Origin of the sequence: Alteraquisediminimonas sediminicola, assembly GCF_019740335.1 — a bacterium.
Classification (GTDB): Bacteria; Pseudomonadota; Alphaproteobacteria; order Sphingomonadales; family Sphingomonadaceae; genus Alteraquisediminimonas; species Alteraquisediminimonas sediminicola.
On record NZ_JAHXZS010000001.1, the window covers coordinates 833,371 to 858,489 of the forward strand.

General features: G+C 60.3%; 23 protein-coding genes. 10 read left to right on the plus strand and 13 right to left on the minus strand.

What is annotated here, in order from left to right; translation table 11 throughout:
* The first annotated feature begins 312 nt into the window (after positions 1-312).
* A complete protein-coding gene (locus tag K6117_RS04140; RefSeq protein ID WP_221792445.1) occupies positions 313-2,409 on the plus strand; it encodes a protein-disulfide reductase DsbD family protein in 2,097 nt (698 codons plus the stop codon).
* 64 nt (positions 2,410-2,473) lie between these two features.
* On the opposite strand, the gene K6117_RS04145 is transcribed toward K6117_RS04140, so the two are convergent.
* The 12 genes from K6117_RS04145 to K6117_RS04200 all read right to left on the minus strand — a co-directional run bounded on the left by K6117_RS04145 (position 2,474) and on the right by K6117_RS04200 (position 14,569).
* Positions 2,474-3,037, minus strand: coding sequence for a hypothetical protein (locus tag K6117_RS04145; RefSeq protein ID WP_221792446.1), 564 nt, complete (start codon positions 3,035-3,037; stop codon positions 2,474-2,476).
* A gap of 171 nt (positions 3,038-3,208) precedes the next feature.
* The gene (locus K6117_RS04150; RefSeq protein ID WP_221792447.1) at positions 3,209-3,532 is read right to left on the minus strand and encodes a YbaB/EbfC family nucleoid-associated protein; all 324 of its coding nucleotides are present in this window, start codon (positions 3,530-3,532) and stop codon (positions 3,209-3,211) included.
* A 1-nt stretch (position 3,533) separates the two neighbouring features.
* Entirely contained in the window at positions 3,534-5,213 is a 1,680-nt protein-coding gene (locus K6117_RS04155; RefSeq protein WP_221792448.1) for a DNA polymerase III subunit gamma/tau, read from the minus strand.
* A gap of 58 nt (positions 5,214-5,271) precedes the next feature.
* Entirely contained in the window at positions 5,272-5,679 is a 408-nt protein-coding gene (locus tag K6117_RS04160) for a group II truncated hemoglobin (protein WP_221792449.1), read from the minus strand.
* A 108-nt stretch (positions 5,680-5,787) separates the two neighbouring features.
* Entirely contained in the window at positions 5,788-7,017 is a 1,230-nt protein-coding gene (gene tyrS / locus K6117_RS04165; protein ID WP_221792450.1) for a tyrosine--tRNA ligase, read from the minus strand.
* 55 nt (positions 7,018-7,072) lie between these two features.
* Complete coding sequence (locus K6117_RS04170; protein WP_221792451.1) at positions 7,073-8,254, minus strand: molybdopterin molybdotransferase MoeA; 1,182 nt, start codon at positions 8,252-8,254, stop codon at positions 7,073-7,075.
* A complete protein-coding gene (gene moaC / locus K6117_RS04175; RefSeq protein WP_221792452.1) occupies positions 8,251-8,739 on the minus strand; it encodes a cyclic pyranopterin monophosphate synthase MoaC in 489 nt (162 codons plus the stop codon). Before moaC ends, K6117_RS04170 begins: the two co-directional genes overlap by 4 nt.
* Positions 8,736-9,560 carry an indole-3-glycerol phosphate synthase TrpC gene (gene trpC, locus K6117_RS04180; protein ID WP_221792453.1) on the minus strand — a complete coding sequence of 275 codons (825 nt, stop codon included), beginning with the start codon at positions 9,558-9,560 and terminating at the stop codon, positions 8,736-8,738. Before trpC ends, moaC begins: the two co-directional genes overlap by 4 nt.
* Complete coding sequence (trpD, locus tag K6117_RS04185) at positions 9,560-10,513, minus strand: anthranilate phosphoribosyltransferase (RefSeq protein ID WP_221792454.1); 954 nt, start codon at positions 10,511-10,513, stop codon at positions 9,560-9,562. Before trpD ends, trpC begins: the two co-directional genes overlap by 1 nt.
* Positions 10,510-11,112: an anthranilate synthase component II gene (locus K6117_RS04190; protein ID WP_221792455.1), complete on the minus strand. Its 603-nt coding sequence runs from the start codon at positions 11,110-11,112 to the stop codon at positions 10,510-10,512. Before K6117_RS04190 ends, trpD begins: the two co-directional genes overlap by 4 nt.
* The gene (trpE, locus tag K6117_RS04195; protein WP_221792456.1) at positions 11,109-12,632 is read right to left on the minus strand and encodes an anthranilate synthase component I; all 1,524 of its coding nucleotides are present in this window, start codon (positions 12,630-12,632) and stop codon (positions 11,109-11,111) included. The genes K6117_RS04190 and trpE overlap by 4 nt, the downstream gene beginning before the upstream one ends.
* Positions 12,629-14,569 (minus strand): peptidylprolyl isomerase, encoded by a 1,941-nt coding sequence (locus tag K6117_RS04200; RefSeq protein ID WP_221792457.1) that lies wholly within the window; start codon positions 14,567-14,569, stop codon positions 12,629-12,631. The genes trpE and K6117_RS04200 overlap by 4 nt, the downstream gene beginning before the upstream one ends.
* 200 nt (positions 14,570-14,769) lie before the next feature.
* On the opposite strand from K6117_RS04200, the gene tpiA reads away from it, so the two are divergent.
* The 4 genes from tpiA to ychF all read left to right on the plus strand — a co-directional run bounded on the left by tpiA (position 14,770) and on the right by ychF (position 18,225).
* Positions 14,770-15,519 carry a triose-phosphate isomerase gene (gene tpiA / locus K6117_RS04205; RefSeq protein WP_221792458.1) on the plus strand — a complete coding sequence of 250 codons (750 nt, stop codon included), beginning with the start codon at positions 14,770-14,772 and terminating at the stop codon, positions 15,517-15,519.
* Between the two features lie 126 nt (positions 15,520-15,645).
* A complete protein-coding gene (locus K6117_RS04210; protein WP_221792459.1) occupies positions 15,646-16,320 on the plus strand; it encodes a glutathione S-transferase family protein in 675 nt (224 codons plus the stop codon).
* A gap of 213 nt (positions 16,321-16,533) precedes the next feature.
* On the plus strand, positions 16,534-17,106 hold the full coding sequence (gene pth / locus K6117_RS04215; RefSeq protein ID WP_221792460.1) for an aminoacyl-tRNA hydrolase: 573 nt from the start codon (positions 16,534-16,536) through the stop codon (positions 17,104-17,106).
* A gap of 21 nt (positions 17,107-17,127) precedes the next feature.
* Positions 17,128-18,225: a redox-regulated ATPase YchF gene (ychF, locus tag K6117_RS04220; protein WP_221792461.1), complete on the plus strand. Its 1,098-nt coding sequence runs from the start codon at positions 17,128-17,130 to the stop codon at positions 18,223-18,225.
* 69 nt (positions 18,226-18,294) lie between these two features.
* On the opposite strand, the gene pabB is transcribed toward ychF, so the two are convergent.
* On the minus strand, positions 18,295-20,091 hold the full coding sequence (gene pabB, locus K6117_RS04225) for an aminodeoxychorismate synthase component I (protein ID WP_343211739.1): 1,797 nt from the start codon (positions 20,089-20,091) through the stop codon (positions 18,295-18,297).
* Positions 20,092-20,164: 73 nt separating this feature from the next.
* On the opposite strand from pabB, the gene K6117_RS04230 reads away from it, so the two are divergent.
* From K6117_RS04230 to glnA, 5 genes are all read left to right on the plus strand, one after another.
* Complete coding sequence (locus K6117_RS04230; RefSeq protein ID WP_221792462.1) at positions 20,165-20,830, plus strand: MBL fold metallo-hydrolase; 666 nt, start codon at positions 20,165-20,167, stop codon at positions 20,828-20,830.
* A gap of 70 nt (positions 20,831-20,900) precedes the next feature.
* Positions 20,901-22,499, plus strand: coding sequence for an MFS transporter (locus tag K6117_RS04235; RefSeq protein WP_221792463.1), 1,599 nt, complete (start codon positions 20,901-20,903; stop codon positions 22,497-22,499).
* Positions 22,500-22,693: 194 nt separating this feature from the next.
* Complete coding sequence (rpsT, locus tag K6117_RS04240; RefSeq protein ID WP_221792464.1) at positions 22,694-22,957, plus strand: 30S ribosomal protein S20; 264 nt, start codon at positions 22,694-22,696, stop codon at positions 22,955-22,957.
* A gap of 339 nt (positions 22,958-23,296) precedes the next feature.
* Positions 23,297-23,635 (plus strand): P-II family nitrogen regulator, encoded by a 339-nt coding sequence (locus K6117_RS04245; RefSeq protein ID WP_221792465.1) that lies wholly within the window; start codon positions 23,297-23,299, stop codon positions 23,633-23,635.
* Between the two features lie 70 nt (positions 23,636-23,705).
* Positions 23,706-25,118 (plus strand): type I glutamate--ammonia ligase, encoded by a 1,413-nt coding sequence (gene glnA, locus K6117_RS04250; protein WP_221792466.1) that lies wholly within the window; start codon positions 23,706-23,708, stop codon positions 25,116-25,118.
* The last annotated feature ends 1 nt before the right edge of the window (position 25,119 follow it).

The window sequence follows — 25,119 nt, forward strand, 5'->3', positions numbered from 1 at the left end:
GCCTTGCAGGTGGAATCATCCCCCTCGCCTGTGGACAAGGGATAACCCGGACAGAGCTGGAAAACAACGGGAGAATTGGGGAATTAGCCCCACTTTGCCCCATTTATCGCTGAAATCTGGGGATAACTCCCCGTAATCACCCCATTTCGGTCGGCTTTTCGGCATGGGAAAAGCCTGTGGATAACTATGTGGGTGATTATCGGGGCAACCTCAGCCCATCCGCGCTAAACAGGGGGGCGTGCACGGGTTTTGCGCTCCGATGCGGGACAGGCTAAGGACGATCGCGAATGTCGAGATCGGGGATTTGAGAACATGCGTACCCAATTGTGCCGCTGGCTAATCCTCCTCGGCATCATGGCCGCTGCGACCGTAGCGCACGCACAACAGCGCATGGTCGCCCAGCTTGTCGCCGAACAGACAAGCCCCGCCCCCGGCACGACGACCGGCCTCGCGATTGATTTGCAGCCCGCGACCGGCTGGCATGGCTATTGGCTGAACCCCGGCGATGCAGGGACAAAGCCGCAGATCGACTGGACCCTGCCGAACGGCGTCACCATCGCCGCGCTGCGTTATCCGGTACCGCAGACCCTGTTGATTTCCGGGCTGATGAACCATGTCTATGAACAGGACTATGCGCTGCTCACCCGGCTGACATTATCCCCCGACATCGCGCCCGGCACCATCCTGCCCATTCGCGCACATGCGCGCTGGCTGGTCTGTTCCGACACGTTATGCGTTCCCGAACAGGCCGATCTCGCGCTTGATCTGACAGCGAGCCAATCCGGCACGGCTACAAGCAACGATCCTCGTTTCGATGGCTGGCGGGCGAAATTGCCGCGCCCGCTCGGCGCACAAGCCCGGTTCGAGGTGAAGGGCGATCTGGTGCGCATCGCCATCCCCTATCCCGCCACGACCAAGGTCACCGCGCCCCATTTCTTCGCGCTGACTACGGATCTGATCGACTATGCCAAGCCCCAGCATTTTGGCCGCCATCAGGATCAACTGATCGTCGAACTGCCCAAGGCCGGGTTTTTCACCCCTCAAAACGCCTTGCACGGACTACTCGCCATCGGCCCGGATCAAGGGCTGGAGATCGAGGCTATCCCCGGCGTGGTCCCCGCCATCACGACCGAAGAAACCGTGAAGGCGATGCCCACCACTGCCCGCATCGCCGCCGCCTTGGGGCTGGACCAACCCACCATCAATAGCGGCCCCGCCCCCCATATCGCGCCTAGCCCGTTCAGCCTGTGGCTCGCGCTGGGCGGCGCAATTTTAGGCGGACTGCTGCTCAATCTCATGCCCTGCGTCTTTCCGATCCTCAGTTTGAAGGCGATGAGCCTGATCCGCGCAGGCGCAAACAAGCATGAGGCGCAACGCGAGGGCCTCGCCTATCTGGCGGGCGCCGTCATCGGCACCACCGCGCTCGGCGGCCTGCTGTTGTTATTACGCGCGACCGGCGAACAAGCGGGCTGGGCCTTCCAACTCCAATATCCGACCACCATTTTGGTGCTGTACGCGCTGATGGCGCTATTGACCGCCAATCTGGCAGGCTGGGTGCGTTTGCCCGCCATCGTTACCGGCCAGAAATTGACGCAACGCGAGGGCGCATGGGGCGCATTGTTCACCGGCATGCTCGCCGCCTTTGTCGCCACGCCCTGCACCGGCCCATTTCTCGGCGCAGCCTTGGGCGCGGCCTTGGTCCTGCCCAGCATCGCGGCGCTTGGCATTTTCGCGGGTCTTGGCCTTGGCATTGCGCTACCGTTTGTAGCCATCGGCTTCATCCCGGCGCTGCGTACCCGCCTGCCCAAGCCCGGCGGCTGGATGGAACGGGTAAAGCATTGGCTCGCTTTGCCGATGGCGCTGACGGCCTTGGCGCTGCTCTGGCTCTTATGGCGACAGGCGGCTCTACCCGGATTGGCGGCGGCAAGTGCCATGACATTGCTGGGCGCGATCTTCATCTGGCGGCGACAGGGTTATATCGGGCTGACCGCGCTTGCCCTTGGTTTTGCTGCTAGCTTCACCCTAGGTCTTGCCCTGCCCACAAAGACCGGCACCGACAACGCCACCATCGACCAACAAGATGCCGTGCCGTTCAATGAGGCAGCGCTCGCCACCTTGCGGCAATCGAATACGCCGGTATTTCTCTATTTCACCGCCGATTGGTGCATCACCTGCAAGGTTAACGAAGCCGCCGCCATTGATCGCGCGGATGTCCGCGCCGCCTTCAAGGCCAAGGGCATCAAGGTGATGATCGGCGACTGGACCCGTGGCGACCCGGCGATCACCCGCTTCCTCGAAAGTCAGGGCCGCTCCGGCGTGCCATTATATCTCTATTACCCGGCCAAGGGCGCCACACCACAGACCCTGCCGCAACTCCTTACCCCGGATATGTTGTTGGCATTGGAATAAAGAAAAACCGGCCTGCCACGATAGGCAGACCGGGTTTTCTTACCCCATCAGGCGATCCAAAGGATCAGCCGAGATTGGCGTTGACCATCGTGTAGAACATCGCCAGCGACAACAGGGTGTTCGTGCGCGAGAAGATCATCGCACGGCCTGCGGCTGCGGCCTTCACGGCATCTTCGGCTGGCACAAGACCAAGGGCCTTCTGCTGTGCCGGCCAGATCACGAACCACACGTTGAACGCCATAACCAGCGCAATATACATGCCGATGCCAATCAGCTGATAACCCGGCTGAAGCGTGAAGGCGTCATGGGCATAGCCCGCCTGAATGGCGATAATCAGGCCCGTCAGCACCGTGAAAGCAGCACCCCAACGGAACCAGAACAACGCTTCCGGTGCGATGTATTTGCTAACCGCAGGCTTCAATTCAGCCGGCACTTTCGGCATCGTCGGGATCTGGACGAAGTTGAAATAATATAACAGGCCGATCCACATCACGCCAAAGACGAGATGCGCCCAGCGCAAGATCGCCGGCACGGTTTCGCCGTTCGGACCGATGCCCGCAATTACCACGATCGCAAGCAGCAGGCCCGCTGCCAGCACCGCATTCAGATTGCCAAAAAATTTAGCCAAAGTCGTTCTCCCCCGCATTTCATGCTGTCAAGATTGATGGTCGCAGGTAGCTTGTCGCCAAGCGATCCCAGCCGCCGCACGCAACCATACTGGCGCGCAAGTTATGCACGCAAAGCTGATTTGTCACCCAATTTAATCGGATTAAACTTAAAGGCCAATCGATGATTGGTCTCAGAACGGCAGTTTGAAGCCCGGCGGCAACGGTATACCGGCCGACATCTTGCTCATTTCGGCCCCGGCCACGGCATCCGCCTTGGCACGTGTATCATTATAGGCGGCAATCAGCAGATCTTCGAGCATCTGCTTTTCCTCCGGCTGCAACAGGCTCGGATCAATGTCGATCCCGAGGATGCGCCCCTTGGCCGTCGCCTTGATCTTCACCAGACCGCCGCCCGATTGGCCTTCGACCTCGGTCGTGTCCAATTGAGCCTGTGCCCGGGCCAGTTCGTCTTGCACATTCTTCGCCATAGCGAGGATATCATCGAGATTTTGCACGTCATGCACTCCGCAGTTTCAAAGGATGATGGTCGATCAGTTCCGCCCCCGGAAACGCATGCAACGCCGCTGCCACTAACGGGTCGGCCAAAATGGCTTGACGCGCGGCCTCTTCGGCCATTTGCTCTTGTTCCGCCAGCGTCGGCTCGGCAGGCAGGTCGCTTTCGCGCACGTCCCACACCAAGCCGGTCAGCGCTTTCAGTGCCGTCATCAGTGTGGGCAAAAATTCACGGTCGGCGGCGCGCGGCTTGCCGTGCAGCACCAGTTCCGGTGGCGCATAGCGCACCACCCCGAATTCGCGGCGCAATTTATCGCCGATAATCATCTTGCCCGCAGATTCCAGCGTGGCCACCAACTCGGCATAGCTTGCCGGAATAGTGGCGGTTTCGGGCACGATTTCCGCAGGGGGAGCAACCATCGTCACGCTTACCGTCGCTGTTCCGGCCATCGTTGCCCCGGCCATCGCGGGCGCAGCAGGTGCAGGCGCATTGCCCGCAGGCGCGGCAACCGCGCTACCGAACTCACCCGATGCCAGACGCCGCATCCATTCCCCCGGATCGGGCATGTTCGATGCGTGGATCACGCGCAACAGCGCCATTTCCGCCGCTTCATAAGGCAAGGGCGCGGTCATCACTTCCTGCAAGCCCTTGAGCAGCAACTGCCACAGCCGATGCAATGCCGCAAAGCCAAGCCGCGATGCCCATTCTTCATAGATCGCGCGCTCTTCCAGCGACTGGGCCGGATCGACCCGGTGCGACGATTTGGCGCGGGTCACCGCATGGACGATTTCCAACAGGCCGCGCAGTACATTGGTCGGCTCGACCCCGAGATCATATTGGTTACGCAAGCCATCGAGCGCACCCGCCGCATCCGCCTCCAGCACATGGCCGAACAGATCGCGGATCGCATTGCGATCGGCCAAACCCAGCATCTCGCGCACCTGATCGGCGGTCACCTGCTCAATCCCATGGGCAATCGCCTGATCGAGGATCGACAAGCCATCGCGCGCCGACCCTTCCGCCGCCCGCGCGATCAGCGCCAGCGCCTCCGGCTCCGCATCCACGCCCTCAGCCGTGATCACCTTGGCAAAATGATCCGCGAGCATATCCGCAGGAATCCGCCGCAGGTCGAACCGCTGGCAGCGCGACAACACCGTAACCGGCAATTTATGCACTTCGGTCGTCGCAAACAGGAACTTCACATGGGCGGGAGGTTCTTCCAGCGTCTTCAACAACGCGTTGAACGCGTTCTTGGTCAGCATATGGACTTCGTCGATAATATAGATCTTGAAGCGCGCCGACACGGCGGCATAGCGCACGGCCTCGATAATCTCGCGCACATCGTCCACGCCGGTATTGGAGGCGGCGTCCATTTCGATCACATCGATATGCCGCCCCTCGGCAATCGCCTGACAAGGTTCGCAGATACCGCATGGGTCAATGGTCGGGCCGCCCTCGCCATCCGGGCCGATGCAGTTCAATGCCTTGGCGATCAACCGCGCGGTCGAGGTCTTGCCGACCCCACGCACGCCGGTCATCAAAAACGCATGGGCGATGCGGTCGCGCTTGATCGCGTTGCCCAAGGTCTGGACCATCGCCTCTTGCCCGATCAGGTCGACAAAACGCTGTGGCCGGTATTTCCGGGCAAGCACGCGATAAGGGGGGGGCGATGTTTCAGTCACGATTGTCGTTTACCGCCGCTCGCCCCCCAAAGTCGAGCGGGAACTTAAGAGTATGAGCTTAACTGCGGACCATGCCAATCGACATCTGGGTCAGCGCATCAAGCATCGAATTGGCCAGCGCCTGATCATGGCCGAGATGGGCCTCAATCGCCTGTCCCATGGCCGCGATCCATTGCTTGGCGGTCGCCTGGGTGACGGGCGTGGGCAATTTATTATGCGCCGACATGACACAGGCGCCGGGGCGCTGTTCAAACCAATCGCGCGGCCCGCCGCTCCATGCCGTCAGATAGCCCGTCAATGATTCGCGCATCGGGGTGAGGTCCGGCGCATGCATATCGCGCAGCTCCTTGAACGCCGGGTCGCTTTCCATGCGGTCGTAAAAATCATTTACGATCGCCGCAATCACCGGCGCGCCGCCCAAACGTTCAAACGGGGTCATCGGCTTGGTTTGGGTCTCTTCGCTCATTATCGTTCCTCGGTGATCTTGATATCGTTATGGCCCGCACCCCAACATGATCCGGGGCGCACACGCATTGATCTGGCGCAAATGGGGATTACCTCCCCCATTTTCCACTCAAACGCCGCGCAAAATCCCATGCAATTTCTTGCCCGCCGATATTTTTACATCCGCTCCGCCCATCGCGATCACCAGCGCCTCATCCGACACTTTCTCGCCATCGACGCGCGCGCCGCCGCCCTTGATCAGGCGCTTGGCCTCGCCCTTGCTGGCAACCAGCCCCAGTTCGACCAATGCGTCCAGTACAGCGATGCTGCCGCCCGACACATCCAGCGTCGGCAGATCCGACCCCGCAGACCCCTGTTCAAACACGGCCTTGGCGGTGGCTTGGGCGGACTGCGCCGCATCCTCGCCCCGGCACATGGCGGTGCAGGCATTGGCCAATACGATCTTCGCTGCATTGATGTCTGCGCCTTCCAGCGCTTCCAACCGTGCGATTTCATCCAATGGCAGATCGGTGAACAGCCGCAGGAACCGGCCCACATCGGCATCCTGCGTATTCCGCCAGAACTGCCAATACTCATAATGCGACAGGCTCGCTTCATTCAGCCAGACCGCGCCCGACATGGTCTTGCCCATCTTGCCGCCATCGGCGGTGGTGATGAGCGGGGTCGTCACGCCGAACACCTCGATCCCGTCCATCCGGCGGGTCAGTTCGATGCCGTTGATGATATTGCCCCATTGATCCGAACCGCCCATCTGCAATCGGCAACCGAACCGGCGCGACAATTCCATGAAGTCATAGGCTTGCAGGATCATGTAATTGAATTCGAGGAAGCTCAACGATTGCTCGCGATCCAGCCGCAGCTTCACCGAATCGAAGCTCAGCATCCGGTTGATCGAGAAATGCTGGCCGACATCGCGCAGGAACGGGATATATTCGAGCTTATCGAGCCATTCGGCATTATCGACCATCACCGCATCACTCGGGCCATCACCAAAGGTCAAAAACCGCTCGAACACCTGACGGATCGACGCGACGTTGGAGGCGATAACCTCTTCGGTCAGCATCTTGCGCGCTTCATCCTTGAAGCTCGGATCGCCGATCTTGCCGGTCCCGCCGCCCATCACGACAATCGGCTTATGCCCGGCCTGTTGCAGGCGACGCAGCAGCATGATCTGGACCAAGGAGCCGACATGCAAAGACGGCGCGGTGGGATCGAAACCGATATAGCCGGGGATAATCCCCTTAACGGCCTGTGCATCCAGCGCGGACGCATCGGTGACCTGGTGGATATAGCCGCGCTCATTAAGCAGCTTGAGGAGCGAAGATTGATAGTCTGTCATGATGGCGGCGCACTTAGCATGATGCCGCGCCCAGATCAAAGCAGGTGAACGTCGATCACAATAACAGGCATTCGACCTGCGCCCCGGCCTCCATCGCTCCATCATTTATCGGGCGATAGATCAGGACATTGGCCTGAGAAAGCGCATATACCGCGCCGCTATCTTGCACCCGAAGCGGCGTCACCACCCGCCCATCCCAATGTCCGCGCAGATATTCCGCGCGTTTTCCAACGGGCGACAGCGCCGCCCCCACGGGCAACGACACCAGATCCGGCGCAGGATTGGCAGCGCCGGAAAGGGCCGCGACCAAAGGCTTCAAGAATAATTGTGCCGTCACAAACGCGCTCACCGGATTGCCGGGCAGACCCAGCACGACGGTCTTGCCCAACTGCCCCGCCATCAACGGCTTGCCCGGCTTCATCGCGACCTTGTAAAAATCGATTTCAGCCCCCGCCGCCGCGAGCGCAGGCCGCACCAGATCATGATCGCCGACCGAAGCGCCCCCGGTGGTGACAATGATGTCGGCATCGGCACATCCCCGGATCGCCGCCTCAATCGCCGACAGGTCATCGCGGATGATCCCTTTGTCCATCACCTCACATGGCAGGCCATGAAGCAAGGCCTGCAACATCACGCCATTGGAACCGGGCAATTGATCCGCCCCCACCGGATGGCCGGGCTGCACCAATTCATTCCCCGTCGAAATCAACGCGATGCGCACCTTCCTTGCCACAGGAATAGAGCCATGCCCCGCCATCGCCGCCAGCGCAATATGGGCTGCATTCAACAATTCGCCCTTGTGAATGACGGCCCGACCTTGCCCGAAATCCGCCCCCTTGGCCCGCACATGCAGGCCATAACGGTGCGGCGCATCGCCGGTCAGGGTGACGGTCGCGCCCTCCGTCCCAACCTCTTCCTGTATCAAAATCGTGTCCGCGCCCTCAGGCATCGTCGCCCCGGTGAAAATCCGCACGCATTCGCCCGGTGCCACTTCCCCCGCAAACCGCGCGCCCGCAGCGCTTTCCCCCACCAAGCGCCAAGGCCCGGGCAGATCATCGAAGCGGATCGCATAGCCATCCATCGCCGACAGATCATCGGCAGGCTGATGACGCATCGCCACCACATCCGCGCCCGCCCAGCGCCCGACCGCCTGCATCAACGGCACGCGCTCTTGCGGCAATATAGTCCCCAGCGCCAATAATCGCGCCTGCGCCTCGGCTACCGGCAACAGGCTCATGCCCCGGTGGCGTCCTCTGGCCGCTGCCAATCGCCGGACTTGCCGCCGGTCTTGGTCAACAATCGAATATCGCGGATCGTCATCGCCTTATCTACGGCCTTAGCCATGTCATAAATCGTGAGCAATGCGACCGAAGTCGCTGTCAACGCTTCCATTTCCACCCCGGTCTGGCCGTTGGTCCGCACGGTCGCTTGCGCCCGCACGCCTTGTCCGACCAATTCCAACTCGATCACGACCTTGGTGATCGGCAGCGGATGGCACAACGGAATCAGTTCGCTCGTTTTCTTCGCCGCCATGATCCCGGCAATGCGGGCGGTCGCCAACACATCGCCCTTTTTTACCGCGCCATCGCGAATGGCCGACAGTGCCTCCGCCGACATATCGATCCAGCCTTCGGCCACCGCCTCGCGGCTGGTCACGGCCTTGCCCGACACATCGACCATATGGGCCGCCCCATGCGCGTCGAGATGGGTGAGCTTGGTCATGCCCCGGTCAGCAACTGCCGGGTCGCAAGCTCGACATCCGCCTGCCGCATCAGGCTTTCGCCGACGAGGAAGCAATGCACGCCCTGCGCCTCTAACGCAGCCACATCCGCATGCCCGCCAATGCCGCTTTCCGCCACAAAGGTGCAATCCTTGGGGGCCAAAGCCGCCAGCCGCGCCGACAGGCCAATATCAACGGTGAAGGTCTGGAGATTACGGTTATTCACGCCGATCAGGCGCGATTTGAGCTTCAACGCACGTTCAAGCTCCTGCGCATCATGCACCTCGATCAGACTATCCATGCCATAGGCCAGCGCCGCCGCTTCAATATCGGCCATCTGATGATCGTCCAGCACGGCGGCAATGATCAGGATCGCATCCGCGCCAATCGACCGCGCCTCACTCACTTGCCATGTATCAACCATGAAATCCTTGCGGATCACCGGCAAGTGTACTGCCGCCCGCGCCGCGATCAGATATTCCTCATGCCCTTGAAAATAAGGCGCATCGGTCAACACCGACAGGCACGCCGCCCCGCCCTTTTCATAGGCACGTGCATGGGCAGGTGGGTCAAAATCAGGCCGGATCAATCCCTTGGACGGCGATGCTTTCTTGATCTCTGCAATCAGGCCCGGCAGCCCGGCGGCCACCTTGGCATCAAGCGCAGCCTTGAAACCGCGCGGTGCGCTTTGGGCAGATGCCAATTGATCGAGTTCGGCGATTGAACGCACCGCCTTACGCGCCGCGACTTCACCACGCTTGGTCGCGCAGATTTCATCGAGCTTGTTGGCGAAGGTCACTTCAGGGGTCGCATTAGTCGTCATCAAAAAGCAATCCAGCAATCCAGCAGGGCCTTGGCCAGCCCCTTGTCCAGCGCCTCACGCGCCTCTTCCACCCCATCTTGCCAGTCGCGGGCGGCCCCGGCAACCATCAACGCCGCCGCCGCATTCAGCAGCACCGCATCGCGATAGGCACCTTCTTCCCCCAACAACAGCCGCCGTAGCGCCGCCGCGTTTTCCGCAGCATCGCCACCGCGAATGGCCTCCAAAGGATGGCGCGACAGGCCCGCATCTTCCGGCACGATCTCGCCATCGCCAAGCCCCAATCCAATGGTGGCAAATTGGCTCGGCCCGGCGATGGACAATTCATCCAGCCCTTCATTGCCGGACACGATCATCGCGCGTTCCATCCCGATCAACTGCATCGCATCGCGATAGAGCGGGATCAAGGACGGGCTGGACACGCCAACAAGCTGGCGACGCACCCCTGCCGGATTGGCGAGCGGCCCGAGCAGATTAAAGATCGTGCGCCGACCAAGGGCGCGACGAATGGGCGCAATCCGCCCCAAAGCCGGGTGATATTTCTGGGCAAAGAGAAAGGCGATACCAAGATCGTCCAGACATGCCTCAGCCCGATCCGCCGCGCGGTCGAGGTCAAGGCCCAGCACCTCCAGCGTATCCGCCCCGCCCGCCTTGGACGATGCCGCGCGATTGCCATGCTTGGCGACCGGCACGCCATAGGCCGCCACGACCAGCGCCACGGCGGTGGAGACATTCAGACTATGCTGGCCATCGCCACCGGTGCCGCAGACATCAATCGCGCCTTCAGGGGCCGCAATCCGCATCATCCGCGCCCGCATCGCCCGCGCCGCGCCCGCCACTTCCTCGGCAGTTTCGCCGCGCTCGGCCAAGGCGGTCAACAGCGATGCAATCGCATCGTCCGCCATCTCGCCATCAAGCATCGCACCGAATTGAAGCTCTGCCTCGCCAGCCGTCATGCCTGATTTTTCCCCGGCAATTCTTTAACGGGCAGGCCCGCAATCCGCATGAAATTCGCGAGCATCGCATGGCCATGTTCGGTCGCGATGCTTTCCGGGTGGAATTGCACGCCATGGATCGGCAACGACACATGGCGGAAACCCATCACCATTTCATCATCGGCGGTCGCGTTGACGATCAGGCAATCGGGAATATCCTCCACCACCAGCGAATGATAACGGGTCGCGATGAATGGCGATGGCAGGCCTTGATAAAGCCCCGTGCCATCATGGCTGACCGGCGAGGTCTTGCCGTGCATCAACGTATGGGCACGCACGACCTTGCCGCCGAAATGCTGGCCAATCGCCTGATGGCCAAGGCAAACGCCGAGCAACGGCTTGCCCGCATCGGCACAGGCCGCGACCAGATCAAGGCTGATCCCCGCTTCATTCGGCGTGCAAGGACCGGGCGAAATGAGAAAGGCATCCGCCCCGCTCGCCATCGCCTGCTGGACGGTCAGCGCATCATTACGCACCACCTTCACCTCGGCACCCAGTTCCATCAGATAATGCACAAGGTTCCAGGTGAAGCTGTCGTAATTGTCGATCACCAGAATCATTGGCCGAACCCCGCTTCACCCGCGACGCGCATCGCCTCTGCGGCGGCCGCAAATAATGCGCCCGATTTATGCTCACATTCGCGCTGCTCGGCTGCCGGATCGGAATCGGCAACGATCCCCGCCCCCGCCTGCACATGCATCACGCCATCTTTGACAACCGCTGTCCGCAACACGATGCAGCTATCCATGCTGCCATCCGGCGAGAAATAGCCGACGCAGCCCGCATATGGCCCGCGCGTTTCCGATTCCAGCTCGGCGATGATCTCGCAGGCCCGGACCTTGGGCGCGCCCGATACCGTGCCCGCCGGAAAGCCCGCGAACAGCGCGTCCAGCGCATCCTTGCTGGGATCAAGCTTGCCCACCACATTCGAGACGATGTGCATCACATGGCTGTAAAATTCGATCATATAGCTGTCGGTCACGGTCACCGTGCCTGCCGCCGCGACCCGGCCAACATCATTGCGCCCGAGATCGAGCAGCATCAAATGCTCCGCCCGTTCCTTGGGATCGGCGAGCAAGCTCGCCTTGTTCTCGGCATCCTCAATCGCGGTCTTGCCGCGTGGACGGGTGCCGGCCAGAGGACGGATCGTCACCTCGCCATCGCGCACGCGCACGAGAATTTCCGGGCTGGAACCGATAATCGCAAAGCCCGGCAAATCGAGATGATAGAGGAATGGCGACGGGTTGATGCGCCGCAAGGCGCGATAGAGGTCGAACGGCGGCAGCGGGAATTTCTGGGTGAAACGCTGCGCCAGCACGATCTGGAAAATATCGCCTGCGCGGATATAGTCCTTCCCCTTTGCGACCATCCCGGCATAGGCGTCAGGCGTCATCACCGCCTCACGCGGCGGCAGTGTCAGCTCGCCCGCATATTTCTGCGCCGGGAGCAACGGCTGCGCCATGCGCGCGCCGACTGCATCGATCCTCTCATGCGCCAAGGCGATCACCGCCTCAATCGACGCATCGGCCAGCGCCTCCGGCCAGATCGGCGCGACGATATAAAGCTGGTCGGCCAGCCGGTCGAACACGAGAATGACCGTCGGACGGGCAAAGATCATGTCCGGCACGCCCAAAGGATCATGCGCCGGACGCGGCAATTTTTCGACCAGCCCGATGGTTTCATAACCGAAATAGCCAACGAGACAGGCCAATGCCTTGGGCAGGCCCTCCGGCACATCCAGACGGCATTGCTGCACCAAGGTCCGCAACGCATCGAGGCTGGATTGCGCCACCGGCGCGAACGCCTGCTTGTCCGATTGCCATTGGCGATTGATCTCGGCCTTTTCGCCCTGCGCGCGGAACAGCAGATCGGGATCGATGCCAAGCAGGCTATAACGCCCGCGCACCGCGCCGCCTTCGACCGATTCCAACAGGAAATCGCCACGCCCCGGCTGCATCAGCTTCAGCGCTGCCGACACCGGCGTTTCCGTATCGCAAATCAGCCGCGACCAGACGAGGCCGGGCTTGCCCTTGCCAAGGGCGATACGGGCTTCGGCATCATTAAAACGTGTCTCTGTCACTCTGCGGCAGCTCCTGACAGGCGCTTCTTGAGCGCAAGCAGTTGCGCCTTGTTTTCCTTGAAACCAAGCGCGACCTTGGCGGCATTGGCGAATTGCGCGGCATATTCATTGCCCATTTGCGACCGGATTTCCTCGCGCGATTGGGCGATCAGCGCCGGTGCTTCGGCAATATTGCCCTGCTGCACATCGGCGACATAAACGACCATCCAGCCTTGATTATTGGGCGCAGCCAGCAATTTCGCCTTACCCTTGGCCATCGAGAACATCATCACCACCGGGGCGGGGACATTCTGCTGCTTGGCCAGATCGACGCGACGGGCCGACACGCCCTTGGGCGCAGGCAGTTTCGCCGCGGCAAAGGCTTCCGCCATCGACGTACCCGCATTGACCTTGGCGGCAATGCTCGCCGCCAGCTTCTGCGCCGCCGCCGCACCACGACGTGCGATCAGATCGGCGACCACTTGGGGCCGGACCTTGTCGAGCGACAGCGGCGCAGCCGGCACGGTTTGATCGACACCCAACATCGCAAAACGCTTGTTCGGGGTCAGCGTTTCCACCATCGGCTCGTCATCCGCGCCCATCGCAAAGCCGGACTTGAGCAGCCCCGCCAATTCAGGCGCGATCGTGACAGGCTTGCCATCTACCGACTGGCCATTGACCGTCAGCAGCGGCGATTTCACCACCGTCAGATTGAAGGTCTTGGCCACCTCATCCAGGCTTGCGCCTTCGGCCAATTGATCCTCGATCTTGTTCACCAGATCGATCATCGCCTCATCGCCCTTTTGCCGCGCAAGGCTGCCGAAAATCTCGGGACGAGCCTGTGCCAGCGTCTTGCCCGGCGTGATCTGGATCGCATCGACCCGCACGACATGCCAGCCAAGATCGCTTTGCACCGGCACGCTCACGCCACCTTTCGGCAGGGCAAAGGCCGCTGCCGCCACGGCATCGGATGAAAACGCGGCAAGATCCGCGCGACTCTTGGCGCCAATGGCGGTATCGGACGGCGCAAAACCGGCGGCTTTCGCAGTCACATCGAACGACTGGCCCGCCTTGATCTTGGCCGAAAATGCGTTGGCCGCGGCCTGATCCGGCAACACGACCTGCGACAATGTGCGCGCTTCAACCGCGGCATATTTGGCAGCATTGGCCTTATAATAAGCGGCAACGTCCGCATCGGTCGGCACGGCATTTGGGACATTTTCCACGCCGAACACCGCATATTTCAATGCTCGTTGTTCCGGCACCATAAAGCTTCCGCGAATCTTGGTATAATGCGCCGCGATTTCGGCTTCGGTCGGCGCAGGCCCTGCCGCCATCAGCGCCGATGGCACCGCGCCGACAACGCCATTGCGCGTCTCCAACATCAACCCGGCATAGGCCGTCGCCATACCCAAGGGCAATTGCGGGCTACCCGCGACCGGCACCAGCAATTGCTGGCGAATAAACGCACCCGCGAGATCTTTGCGGAAATCCGCCGGGGTCAGGCGCTGCTGGCCCAGCACGGATTCGAAAACCTGTTGATCGAACTCCCCGGTCGGGCCGTGGAATGCCGGGATCTGGGCGATCTGACGATCCAGCACCAGCTTGCTCGCGACCATGCCCTGATCCAGACCGAAAAACTCGATTGCCTTGCCCGTGACATAATCGACATAGCCCGATTCAAAACCGCCGCCCGCGATAAAGCCCGGCATATCAAGGCCCGCATTCTGTTCGGGATTTTGTCTTTTGGCCATATCAAGCTGGCTGACGACATGGCGTTCCAGTTCAGTCGCCGACACATGATGCCTGCCCATGCTCGCAACCGAATCACCTTGCAGCGACATATTGCCAAGGCCGCTCGGCGTGCCGATGCCCGTCACCAAAATGGCGATGGCGATCAACAGCAGGATCGCACCTGCCAGCCATGAAGAGGTAAAACGACGAAAAAAGGAAATCATGGACAGGCTTTCGCGAGCGGGAACCGAATATAATGCGGCCCATGCCATAAAGACCCTTTGCCGCCGCTTCAAGCATGCTGTGACCCGATACGCCGCACCCCTTCATCTCCCCTTGCCCCCACCCCTTGGCGAGCGGGCATCGGACTGCTAGGCGGGCGCGCATCAGATTGAACCACCTTATCGTAAGACAGGATGACATCATGGCACGACGCAAGCTGATCGCCGGCAATTGGAAGATGAACGGAAATCTGGCCGCCTTGGCTGAATTACAGGGCATCGTCGATGCCGCCGCCGCCAATCCGAAGGTCGATGTCGCCATCTGCCCGCCATTCACCCTGATCGCCCCTGCGGTCGCCGCGCAACCCGCCCTCGCCATTGGCGCACAGGATTGCCATGAAAAAGCATCGGGTGCGCATACCGGCAATATCTCGGCTGCGATGCTAAGCGAAGCTGGCGCAAAGCTCGTCATCGTCGGCCATAGCGAACGCCGCGCCGATCAATTCGAAAGCGATGCGCTGGTGCAGGCCAAGGCCGTGGCCGCGATTGGTGCCGGTTTAATCGCCATCGTCTGCGTCGGCGAAACCGAAGCACAGCGCGATGCGGGCGAAGCCATCGCCATCGTCACCGGCCAGGTCCGCGGCTCCATCCCTGCGGACGCAACCGCCGAACAGCTCGTTGTGGCCTATGAACCTGTCTGGGCAATTGGCACGGGCCGCACCCCGACGGTGCAGGACGTCGCCGACATGCACGCCGCCATTCGCGCCACGTTGAACGAAACGCTGGGCGCTGCCGGTCCCGCCGTCCGCATCCTTTATGGTGGCTCGGTCAAGCCGGACAACGCCCGCGAATTGCTGGCGGTCAATGATGTCGATGGCGCGCTGGTCGGCGGCGCAAGCCTGACCGCCGCGCAGTTCGTGCCGATCATCGAAGGCGGCGCAGCGGTCAGCTAATCGGGCCTGTTATTGAATAAAGCCGACAATATATTGAATAGTTCCGACATAGTGCAGGCAAATCGGTCGTAATTTATCGGGTGATGACGCTGGACGCGAGGCGTTGTCACCCGCTACACTTAGGCCATGACGTGGCAGCTATTTCAATTTCCGCTTTGCCCTTTTTCGCGCAAGGTCCGGCTTCTCTTGGGCGAGAAATCGGTCGGCTATGAACTCGTGCGCGAATCGCCATGGGAACAACGCGACGAATTTCAGGACCTGAACCCCGCCTGCGAAACCCCGGTGATGGTCGAGGTTGGTTCCAAGACCGTCCTGATCGATTCCCAAGTCATTTGCGAATATTTCGAGGAAACCGTCGAAAAATCGCCGATGATATCCGGCACCGCTGCCAATCGCGCCGAAATTCGTCGGTTGGTGAGCTGGTTCGACGTTCAGATGTTCCGCGATGTGACCGGCCCGCTGCTGAATGAACGGATGCGCAAGCGGATCATCTATCGCGCATCGCCCGATGCCAATGCGCTGCGCGATGCGATGCGTAAGGCCGATCAGCATCTCGACTATATTGATTATCTGCTCGATCATCGTCGCTGGCTGGCAGGTCCCACGCTCAGCCTCGCCGATCTGGCGGCGGCGGCGCATTTGTCGGTCGCCGATTATCTCGGCGGCATCAATTGGCAAAGCCATGAACAGACCAAACAATGGTATGCCGGGCTGAAATCGCGCCCCAGCTTCCGCCCGTTGTTGAGCGAGAAGATGGAAATCATCGCCGCGCCGCCCCATTATGACAAGGTGGATTTTTAAGTTTTTTTGTTTGCTCCCTCAAACGCCGGGCGCGGGCATCCGCCCGCTTGGCTTTCCTCGCAATAAGCTCGGGCGCGCGGTCGCGCTTGCGGCGGCTCTGCCGCCGGGGGTTTTGGTTTGGCCTCACCTCACCACAAAACTGGATTTTCCACTCAAGCTCGGCTAGGGGCATCCCCGGTTTCACATTCATCTCGGGGCGGCGCGTCAAATTCCATGCAGATCTGGGTCGGCCTCGGCAATCCGGGCGCGCAATATGCGCTGCACCGGCACAATGTCGGCTTCATGGCGCTCGACCTGATCGCGGACGATCGCCGCTTCACCCCGTGGAAGAAGCAATTTCAGGGCTGGACCAGCGAAGGCCGGATCGGCGCGGAGAAAATCATCCTGCTGAAACCCGGCACCTTCATGAACAATAGCGGCCAAAGCGTCGGCGAAGCAATGCGCTTTTATAAGCTGACGCCCGCAGACGTGACCCTGTTTCATGATGAGCTCGATCTCGCCCCCTTTCGGGTCAAGGTGAAAACCGGCGGCGGCACGGCGGGCCATAATGGCTTGCGCTCAACCGATCAGCATATCGGCCCCGATTTCCGCCGGGTGCGGATCGGCATCGGCCATCCCGGCCATAAGGATCGGGTGACGGGCTATGTGCTGGGCAATTATGCCAAGGCCGAGATCGACCCTTTGACGGACATGCTCGCCAATATCAGCCGTGAAGCCGATTGGCTGGCCTCAGGCGATGACGCCCGTTTCATGAGTGAATATGCCCTGCACATGGGCAAAGACTAAAATAGACAAGAAGGACGTATCATGGGTTTCAAATGCGGTATCGTCGGGCTGCCCAATGTCGGCAAATCGACCCTGTTCAATGCGCTGACCGAGACGCAGGCCGCGCAGGCGGCCAATTATCCATTCTGCACGATCGAACCGAATGTGGGGCAAGTCGCGGTGCCGGATGCGCGGCTGGATCAGCTCGCCAAGATCGCAGGCAGCCAGAAGATCATCCCGACCCAGCTCGCATTTGTCGATATCGCGGGTCTGGTGCGCGGCGCGTCCAAGGGCGAAGGTCTGGGCAATCAGTTCCTCGGCAACATTCGCGAAGTGGATGCCGTGGTCCATGTGCTGCGCTGCTTTGAAAATGACGACATCCAGCATGTCGACAACAAGATCGACCCGATTTCGGACGCGGAAACGGTGGAAACCGAATTGATGCTGTCCGACCTCGAATCGCTTGAAAAGCGCGTTCCCGCCTTTCAGAAAAAGGCCTCGACCGGCGACAAGGAATCGAAAATCGCCGCATCGGTATTGGGTCAGGCGCTCGACCTCTTGCGCGAAGGCAAGCCCGCGCGCCTCACCGTCCCCAATGATGCAGACGAAGAACGCGTGTTCCAACAGGCGCAATTGCTGACATCGAAGCCGGTGCTATATGTCTGCAATGTCGATGAAGGCTCCGCCGCCGATGGCAACGCCTTTTCCGCCAAGGTCTTTGAAAAGGCCAAGGCCGAAGGCGCGAATGCCGTGATCGTATCCGCCGCCATTGAATCCGAACTGGTCGGCATGGACGAAGCCGGGCGGATGGAATTTTTGGAGGAAATGGGCCTGCACGAAACCGGCCTCGCCCGCGTGATCCGTTCGGGCTATGATTTGCTGCATCTCATCACCTTCTTCACCGTCGGCCCGAAAGAAGCCCGCGCTTGGACCGTCCACAAGGGCGAAACCGCCCCGCAGGCCGCAGGCGTGATCCATAGCGACTTCGAAAAAGGCTTCATCCGCGCCGAAACCATCGCCTTTGACGATTTCATCAATTTGGGCGGTGAATCCAAATGCCGCGAAGCCGGCAAATTACGCGCGGAAGGCAAAACCTATGTCGTGCAAGACGGCGATGTGATGCATTTCCTGCATAGCTGATGGGTCCCTCAGCGGCGCTACGCGCCGTTGGTTTTTTGTTTGGTCCCTCAAGCGCCCGGCGCTTGAGGACTAAATAATCACCCCCGCGTTCAACCCTCGCAGGGCATTGCCGATCATCAGTCCTTGCGCCAGATCCTCGATCCGCAAATCGGCCTCAACCGCCCGGCCCGTCGCCAGATATTCCGCCCGCAACACGCCCGGCAACACGCCCCTGCTCAAAGGCGGCGTCAACAGCACCCCATCGCGCTCGACGAAGACATTCGTAAAACTACCCTCGGTCACAAAGCCTTGCGGATCGATGAAAATCACCTCGCTCGCCCCGCACGCCAGCCGCGCCTGATCGTAAAAGCCACGGTCGGTGGTTTTATGGGCAAGGCGGAAATCCGCACTCGCCACCGGCAACGTCGCCACCGCAATCTTGACCGGCCCGTCCCATGCCGATGGCAGCATCCCGACCTCCACCGACATCCGGCCAGTCGGCGACAGCAACAACCGCACCCGCGCCGGATCACTCAAACGAAAAGTCGCGGCCTGCAAATCATTGCGTGCCTTGTGCCGATCGAAATGCCAGCCGAACGCACGGGCGGACTTGCGCATCCGGGCGATATGCCGGTCGAGCAACTGCAACCCGCCATCCGGCGAAAAGCGCATGGTTTCGACCAGATCAAATGGCTGCTGCATCGCGCCCGTCACAAATCTCCCCTTGGCGAGACATTCACGCCACTCATCCCCGGCCACGCTATCCGCGACAATGCCGGAACCAAGGCCCAGACTGGCATGGCCTGCGTCATCTGGCAAATAGAGCGTGCGAATTGCGACATTGAACGCCGCATCCAGCCCGCCATTGGGGAGCGGATCAATCCGGCCAATCGCCCCGGTATAAATGCCGCGCGGATCGCTTTCGATCTCGTCGACAATCTCCATCGCCCGCAATTTGGGTGCGCCGGTGATCGAGCCACAGGGGAAAATCGCCCGCAACACCGCCGCAATGTCCAGACCGGGCCGCAACCGCGCCGTGACAGTCGATGTCATCTGATGCACGGTCGGATAGCTCTCGACCCGAAAAAGGTCCGGCACGGCGACACTGCCCGCCACTGCTACCCGCGCCAGATCGTTGCGCAACAGATCGACGATCATCAGATTTTCGGCCCGCTGTTTCGGATCGGCGACCAGTTCCTCCCGCGCCGCCGCGTCCTGCGCCGGATCGGCGTAACGCAACGCTGTCCCCTTCATCGGGCGGGCAGTGAGGCGACCATCATGCAAGGTGAAGAACAATTCGGGCGATAGCGACAAAATCCAATGCCGCCCGGTCCATACAACCCCACCATAGCCCGCCCCCGCGCGCTCCCGCAGCGCCGCATAGAGCGCGAGCGGATGGCCAATCACCGGCAGGTCGCACTGAAAGGTCAGATTCGCCTGATAAATATCCCCGGCGGCGATATAGGCCTGCACCCGCGCAAAGGCCTCGTCATAACGCTTGCGGCTGATCCTCGGCTGCAACTTCCCGATCCACGCGCCCAGCGAGTCCGGCAACAGTTCAACGATCGCCGCCGGATCGATCTCGTCGCAATGGGTAAACTGCCCCATCCACATCAACGGCGCATCGGCCCCGCTCCCGGATCGCAACCCCTGCAAGCGCGGTTCTAATAATGCGCCCAGCTCATAGCCAAGAAACCCGGCCTGCAACACACCCGCATCCGCCACACGGGTCAAGGCATCAAGCCCGGCCTGCGCGGTCAACGCATTGCTGCCGCCCGCTACTTCGGTCGCGCCGATAAAGCCGCGATACAGCCGCGCAGGCGCGGCATCATGGCGACGCGCATCGTCCAGCAGCACAAAGGGTTCGGATGTCGGGAGAGCATTCACGCGTCCCCTTTGCCAAATTTTCGAAGATCATGCCAGTTGCACCCGCGCCATTTGCACGGCATGAACATTTTCCATGCCAGATACAGCCGCTACCAAACCGCCTATTCAGGCCGTCATCATCCCGGTCACGCCCTATCAGCAGAATTGCACCTTATTATGGTGCACCGAAACCATGCGCGGCGCATTTGTCGATGCGGGCGGGGATTTGGACCTACTGAAACGGGCGGCGGCCGAACATCATGTGACGATTGAAAAGCTGCTCGTCACCCATGGCCATATCGATCATTGCGGCAGCACCGGCATTCTGGCCGAAGAATTGGGCGTGGAGATCGAAGGGCCGCAAGAAGACGATATTTATTGGCTGGATCGCCTCGGCACCGACAATACCGGCATTCCGGGGCGACCATTCATCCCGAATCGCTGGCTGCATGATGGCGACAAGGTCACGGTCGGCAATCTCGTGCTGGATGTCGTCCACTGCCCCGGCCATACGCCGGGCCATGTCGTATTCGTGCATCAACCCTCGCGCATCGCGATGGTCGGCGATGTGTTGTTCAAAGGTTCCATCGGGCGGACAGACTTTCCGCTCGGCAATCACGACGACCTCATTCAATCCATCACCGAAAAGCTCTGGCCGCTCGGCGACGACATCAATTTCGTGCCCGGTCATGGACCGATAAGCAGCTTTGGACAGGAACGGCGGACCAATCCATTCGTCGCCGATGCGCTCTTTGGTTAATGTGGAATAATATGGGGCTGGCGTCATGAGCCAACTTCATTCGGGCGAAAGAAAATAGGGGAGAACAATCATGGCTACTCAGGCGGCCGACCTGCAACAGATCGACCTGAAGCGCGATCGACTGGTCATTATTGCATCATCACTCGGCACCGTGTTCGAATGGTATGACTTCTTCGTCTATGGCACGCTCGCGGTGCTGATCGGCAAGCTGTTCTTCCCCGAAACCAGCGAAACCGCCGCGTTCCTGCTGGCACTCGCGACCTTTGGCGTCGGCTTTGGCGTGCGCCCGATCGGCGCGGCGTTGTTCGGCCATCTCGGCGATAAATTGGGCCGCAAATACACCTTCCTCGTCACCATCACCCTGATGGGCGTGGCAACGGCGGGTGTTGGCTTGTTGCCCACCTTTGCCTCAATCGGCCTCGCGGCCCCGTTGCTGCTTGTCCTCCTGCGCGCCCTTCAGGGCTTGGCGCTGGGCGGCGAATATGGCGGCGCGGCGATCTATGTCGCGGAACATGCGCCGCGCAATCGGCGCGGTTTTTACACCAGCTTCATTCAAGCGAGCGTCATCGGCGGCTTCCTGCTCAGCGTCATCATGGTGCTGGCAACGCGCACTTATGTGGGCGAAGAAGCATGGGCCGCATGGGGCTGGCGCGTGCCGTTCCTCTTCTCGATCGTCCTCTTGGCCATTTCCCTGTGGATTCGGATGAAGCTGTCGGAAAGCCCGGTATTTCAGGCGATGAAAGAAGCGGGCGAACTGGCGCACAATCCGATCAAGGAATCGATGAACAGCTGGGCCAAGGTCCGTCGGCTGATCGCGGTGATGTTCGGCGTGGCCGCTGGCCTGACCGTGGTCTGGTACACCGCGCAATTTCAGGCGATGTATTTCCTTCAAAACGCCCTGCGGGTCGAAGATAGCACCGCCCAATTGTTCATCGGCATCGGCGCATGTTTCAGCATGTTCTGGTTCATCCTGTTTGGCTGGGTGTCGGACATCTGGGGCCGTAAAAAGACGATGATCACGGGCTATATCCTGTTCATCGCGCTGATTTTCCCACTGTTCCACCTGATGGGCGATACCGCCAATCCGCAATTGACCAAGGCGATGGCGACCCATCCGGTCGTCGTCACCGGGGCGGATTGCACCTTTGATCCGTTCGCGACCAAGGGCCAGCCGACCGCCTGTGGCAAATTGCTTGAAGTGCTGTCGAAAAAGGGCGTGGCCTATACCAAGGTCGATGCCGCCCAAGGCACCGCCCCCTCCGTCGCCATTGGCGACAAGGCGGTCGATGTGTCCGATCCGGCCCTGCTCGATTCGGCCTTGGCCGATGCGGGCTACAAGCTGGAAAAGACCAGCCCGCCTTGGTCGGAAGCGTGGAAGATCATCTTCGCCATCGTGATGATCGGCCTGTTGTCGGGCATGACCTATGGCCCGGCAGCGGCCTATCTGGTGGAATTGTTCCCGGCGCGCACGCGCTACACCTCGCTGTCGATCCCCTATCACATCGGCACCGGCTATTTCGGGGGCTTCCTCCCCTTTATCAGCCAGTTGATCGTGGCGCGCACGGGCGACCCGTTTGCGGGCATCTGGTATCCGATCGGGGTCGTGTCGCTGGCCCTGATCTGCATTGCGTTTTTCCTGCCGGAAACCTCCGGCAAGGAGCTGGACTAAAGATTCCGCCCCGATTGAGAGACAGTATATTTGCCGGTCTTTGCCCTTGGCCCTTACCGAAGCGACAAGACTCCAAAGTCCGGCAAATCCACTTGACCTTATGGGGGTGAATCGCTAGTCAGCGCGGCAAGGTCGGTGCGGAATCACGTTTTTCGCGCCGTATTTTCTTTTTCTGGATTATCGAGGATTTATTCATGGCGAATACGCCCCAGGCCAAGAAGCGCATCCGTCGCAACGCGCGTCGCGCTGACATCAACGGCAACCGCGTTGGTCGCATCCGCACCTTCGTGAAGCGCGTTGAAGCTGCGCTCGAAGCTGGCGACAAGACTGCTGCTGCGGCTGCGTTGACCGCTGCACAGCCGGAAATGGCCCGTGGCGTTGCCAAGGGTGTGTTCCATGCCAACACGATCTCGCGCAAATTCTCGCGCCTGACCAAGCGGATCGCCGCTCTCGGCTGATCCTGCTGGCGCATCTCACCGCGCAGGCGGCACAGATGGCCATGGCAAGCAACGAATCAAAGGTCGGTGACAGCAATGTCCCCGGCCTTTTTTCGCGTCCGCACTGATAAAAACAGCGATCCATCTGATCTGATTGATTTTTCCATTCGATGGACCATGCCTTTTTTTTAGGCAAAATCGGCTGACATGCCTAATTTTTAAGCGACAACCCGCCGATTTTTAATCGGAAATCCTCGACTTTTTGGGACTCCCAAACTGGCACGGTTATTGTATTAGACCTTCGTGGGATTGTCGTTCTCGTGGCAGCCTGCTCAATTGGATTTTTTAAGGGGCTTTGCCATGAAAAAGGTCGAGGCGATCATTAAGCCTTTCAAGCTCGACGAGGTCAAAGAGGCGCTGCATGAAGTCGGCGTGTCCGGGATCACCGTCACGGAAGCCAAGGGCTTTGGCCGCCAAAAGGGGCATACTGAACTTTATCGCGGCGCTGAATATGTCGTCGATTTTCTGCCCAAGGTGAAATTGGAAGTCGTCGTCGACGATGCGATGGTGGATCGCGTGGTTGAGGCTATTGCCAATGCCGCCCAAACAGGCCGAATCGGCGATGGCAAAATCTTTGTGTCCGCGATTGAACAGGCAATCCGCATCCGCACCGGCGAACGTGGCTCGGATGCTATTTGATTTCAGTTTCTAACTTTTTATCAACATCTGCAGATTGGCCCACATGGGGCAAAACAGGAAGGTATCAAGAATGGCGAATACGGCCCAAGACGTGCTCAACCTCATCAAGGAAAAGGAAATCGAATGGGTCGATCTCCGTTTCACCGATTTCAAGGGCAAGTGGCAGCACCTCAGCATGTGCTCGGTCGTCGTCGGCGAAGATGAACTGTCCGACGGTTTCATGTTCGACGGTTCGTCGATCGATGGTTGGAAGACCATCAACGAATCCGACATGATCCTGAAGCCGGATCTGGACGCAGTCTGGATCGATCCGTTCTCGGCAACCCCGATGATGATCCTCGTTTGCGACATCGTCGACCCGGCCACGGGCGAATTGTACGAACGCGATCCGCGCTCGACCGCCAAGCGCGCCGAAGCCTTCCTCCAGTCGACCGGCCTTGGCGATACCGTCTATGTCGGCCCGGAAGCCGAATTCTTCATGTTCGACGATGTGAAGTTCGACACCAGCTATCATCAGAGCTATTTCAAGATCGATGATATCGAACTGCCGACCAACACCGGTCGCGACTATGAAGGCGGCAACCTCGGTCACCGTCCGCGTGCCAAGGGCGGCTATTTCCCGGTCGCGCCGATCGACAGCTGCGTCGACATCCGCGCTGAAATGGTCAGCACCATGCTCGACATGGGCCTGCCATGCGACAAGCATCACCATGAAGTCGCTTCCGCCCAGCACGAACTCGGCCTGACCTTCGGGACGCTGGTGCAGACCGCCGACCGCATGCAGATCTACAAGTACGTCGTGCACATGGTTGCGCAGGCCTATGGCAAGACCGCAACCTTCATGCCGAAGCCGATCAAGGAAGATAACGGTTCGGGCATGCACACCCACTTCTCGATCTGGGATAAGGGTCAGCCTTTGTTCGCCGGTAACGGCTATGCCGGTCTGTCCGACATGTGCCTGTACTTCATCGGCGGCGTCATCAAGCACGCCAAGTCGTTGAATGCCTTCACCAACCCGACGACCAACAGCTACAAGCGTCTGGTCCCGGGCTATGAAGCACCGGTGTTGCTCGCGTATTCGGCCCGCAACCGTTCCGCTTCCTGCCGTATTCCTTACGGTTCGGGTGCCAAGGCGAAGCGCGTTGAATTCCGCTTCCCGGATGCGATGGCCAACCCGTATCTCTGCTATGCAGCGATCCTGATGGCTGGTCTGGATGGTATCCAGAACAAGATCCACCCGGGCGAAGCCATGGACAAGAACCTGTACGATCTGCCGCCGGAAGAACTGTCGCAGGTCCCGACCGTGTGCGCCTCCTTGCGTGAAGCACTGGATTCGCTCGCTGCCGATCATGATTATCTGCTGCGCGGCGATGTGTTCTCCAAGGATCAGATCGAAGCCTATATGGAACTGAAATGGCCGGAAGTGGCGCGTTGGGAAATGACCCCGAGCCCGGTCGAATTCGACATGTACTACAGCTGGTAAG

What these genes read in the sequence shown, in the direction of transcription:
- K6117_RS04140 (WP_221792445.1), top strand. Translation starts at nt 313, where the DNA reads ATGCGTACCCAATTGTGCCGCTGGCTAATCCTCCTCGGCATCATGGCC.
- K6117_RS04160 (WP_221792449.1), bottom strand. Translation starts at nt 5,679, where the DNA reads ATGAGCGAAGAGACCCAAACCAAGCCGATGACCCCGTTTGAACGTTTG.
- tyrS (WP_221792450.1), bottom strand. Translation starts at nt 7,017, where the DNA reads ATGACAGACTATCAATCTTCGCTCCTCAAGCTGCTTAATGAGCGCGGC.
- K6117_RS04170 (WP_221792451.1), bottom strand. Translation starts at nt 8,254, where the DNA reads ATGAGCCTGTTGCCGGTAGCCGAGGCGCAGGCGCGATTATTGGCGCTG.
- moaC (WP_221792452.1), bottom strand. Translation starts at nt 8,739, where the DNA reads ATGACCAAGCTCACCCATCTCGACGCGCATGGGGCGGCCCATATGGTC.
- trpC (WP_221792453.1), bottom strand. Translation starts at nt 9,560, where the DNA reads ATGACGACTAATGCGACCCCTGAAGTGACCTTCGCCAACAAGCTCGAT.
- trpD (WP_221792454.1), bottom strand. Translation starts at nt 10,513, where the DNA reads ATGACGGCTGGCGAGGCAGAGCTTCAATTCGGTGCGATGCTTGATGGC.
- K6117_RS04190 (WP_221792455.1), bottom strand. Translation starts at nt 11,112, where the DNA reads ATGATTCTGGTGATCGACAATTACGACAGCTTCACCTGGAACCTTGTG.
- K6117_RS04200 (WP_221792457.1), bottom strand. Translation starts at nt 14,569, where the DNA reads ATGATTTCCTTTTTTCGTCGTTTTACCTCTTCATGGCTGGCAGGTGCG.
- tpiA (WP_221792458.1), top strand. Translation starts at nt 14,770, where the DNA reads ATGGCACGACGCAAGCTGATCGCCGGCAATTGGAAGATGAACGGAAAT.
- K6117_RS04210 (WP_221792459.1), top strand. Translation starts at nt 15,646, where the DNA reads ATGACGTGGCAGCTATTTCAATTTCCGCTTTGCCCTTTTTCGCGCAAG.
- pth (WP_221792460.1), top strand. Translation starts at nt 16,534, where the DNA reads ATGCAGATCTGGGTCGGCCTCGGCAATCCGGGCGCGCAATATGCGCTG.
- ychF (WP_221792461.1), top strand. Translation starts at nt 17,128, where the DNA reads ATGGGTTTCAAATGCGGTATCGTCGGGCTGCCCAATGTCGGCAAATCG.
- K6117_RS04230 (WP_221792462.1), top strand. Translation starts at nt 20,165, where the DNA reads ATGCCAGATACAGCCGCTACCAAACCGCCTATTCAGGCCGTCATCATC.
- K6117_RS04235 (WP_221792463.1), top strand. Translation starts at nt 20,901, where the DNA reads ATGGCTACTCAGGCGGCCGACCTGCAACAGATCGACCTGAAGCGCGAT.
- rpsT (WP_221792464.1), top strand. Translation starts at nt 22,694, where the DNA reads ATGGCGAATACGCCCCAGGCCAAGAAGCGCATCCGTCGCAACGCGCGT.
- K6117_RS04245 (WP_221792465.1), top strand. Translation starts at nt 23,297, where the DNA reads ATGAAAAAGGTCGAGGCGATCATTAAGCCTTTCAAGCTCGACGAGGTC.
- glnA (WP_221792466.1), top strand. Translation starts at nt 23,706, where the DNA reads ATGGCGAATACGGCCCAAGACGTGCTCAACCTCATCAAGGAAAAGGAA.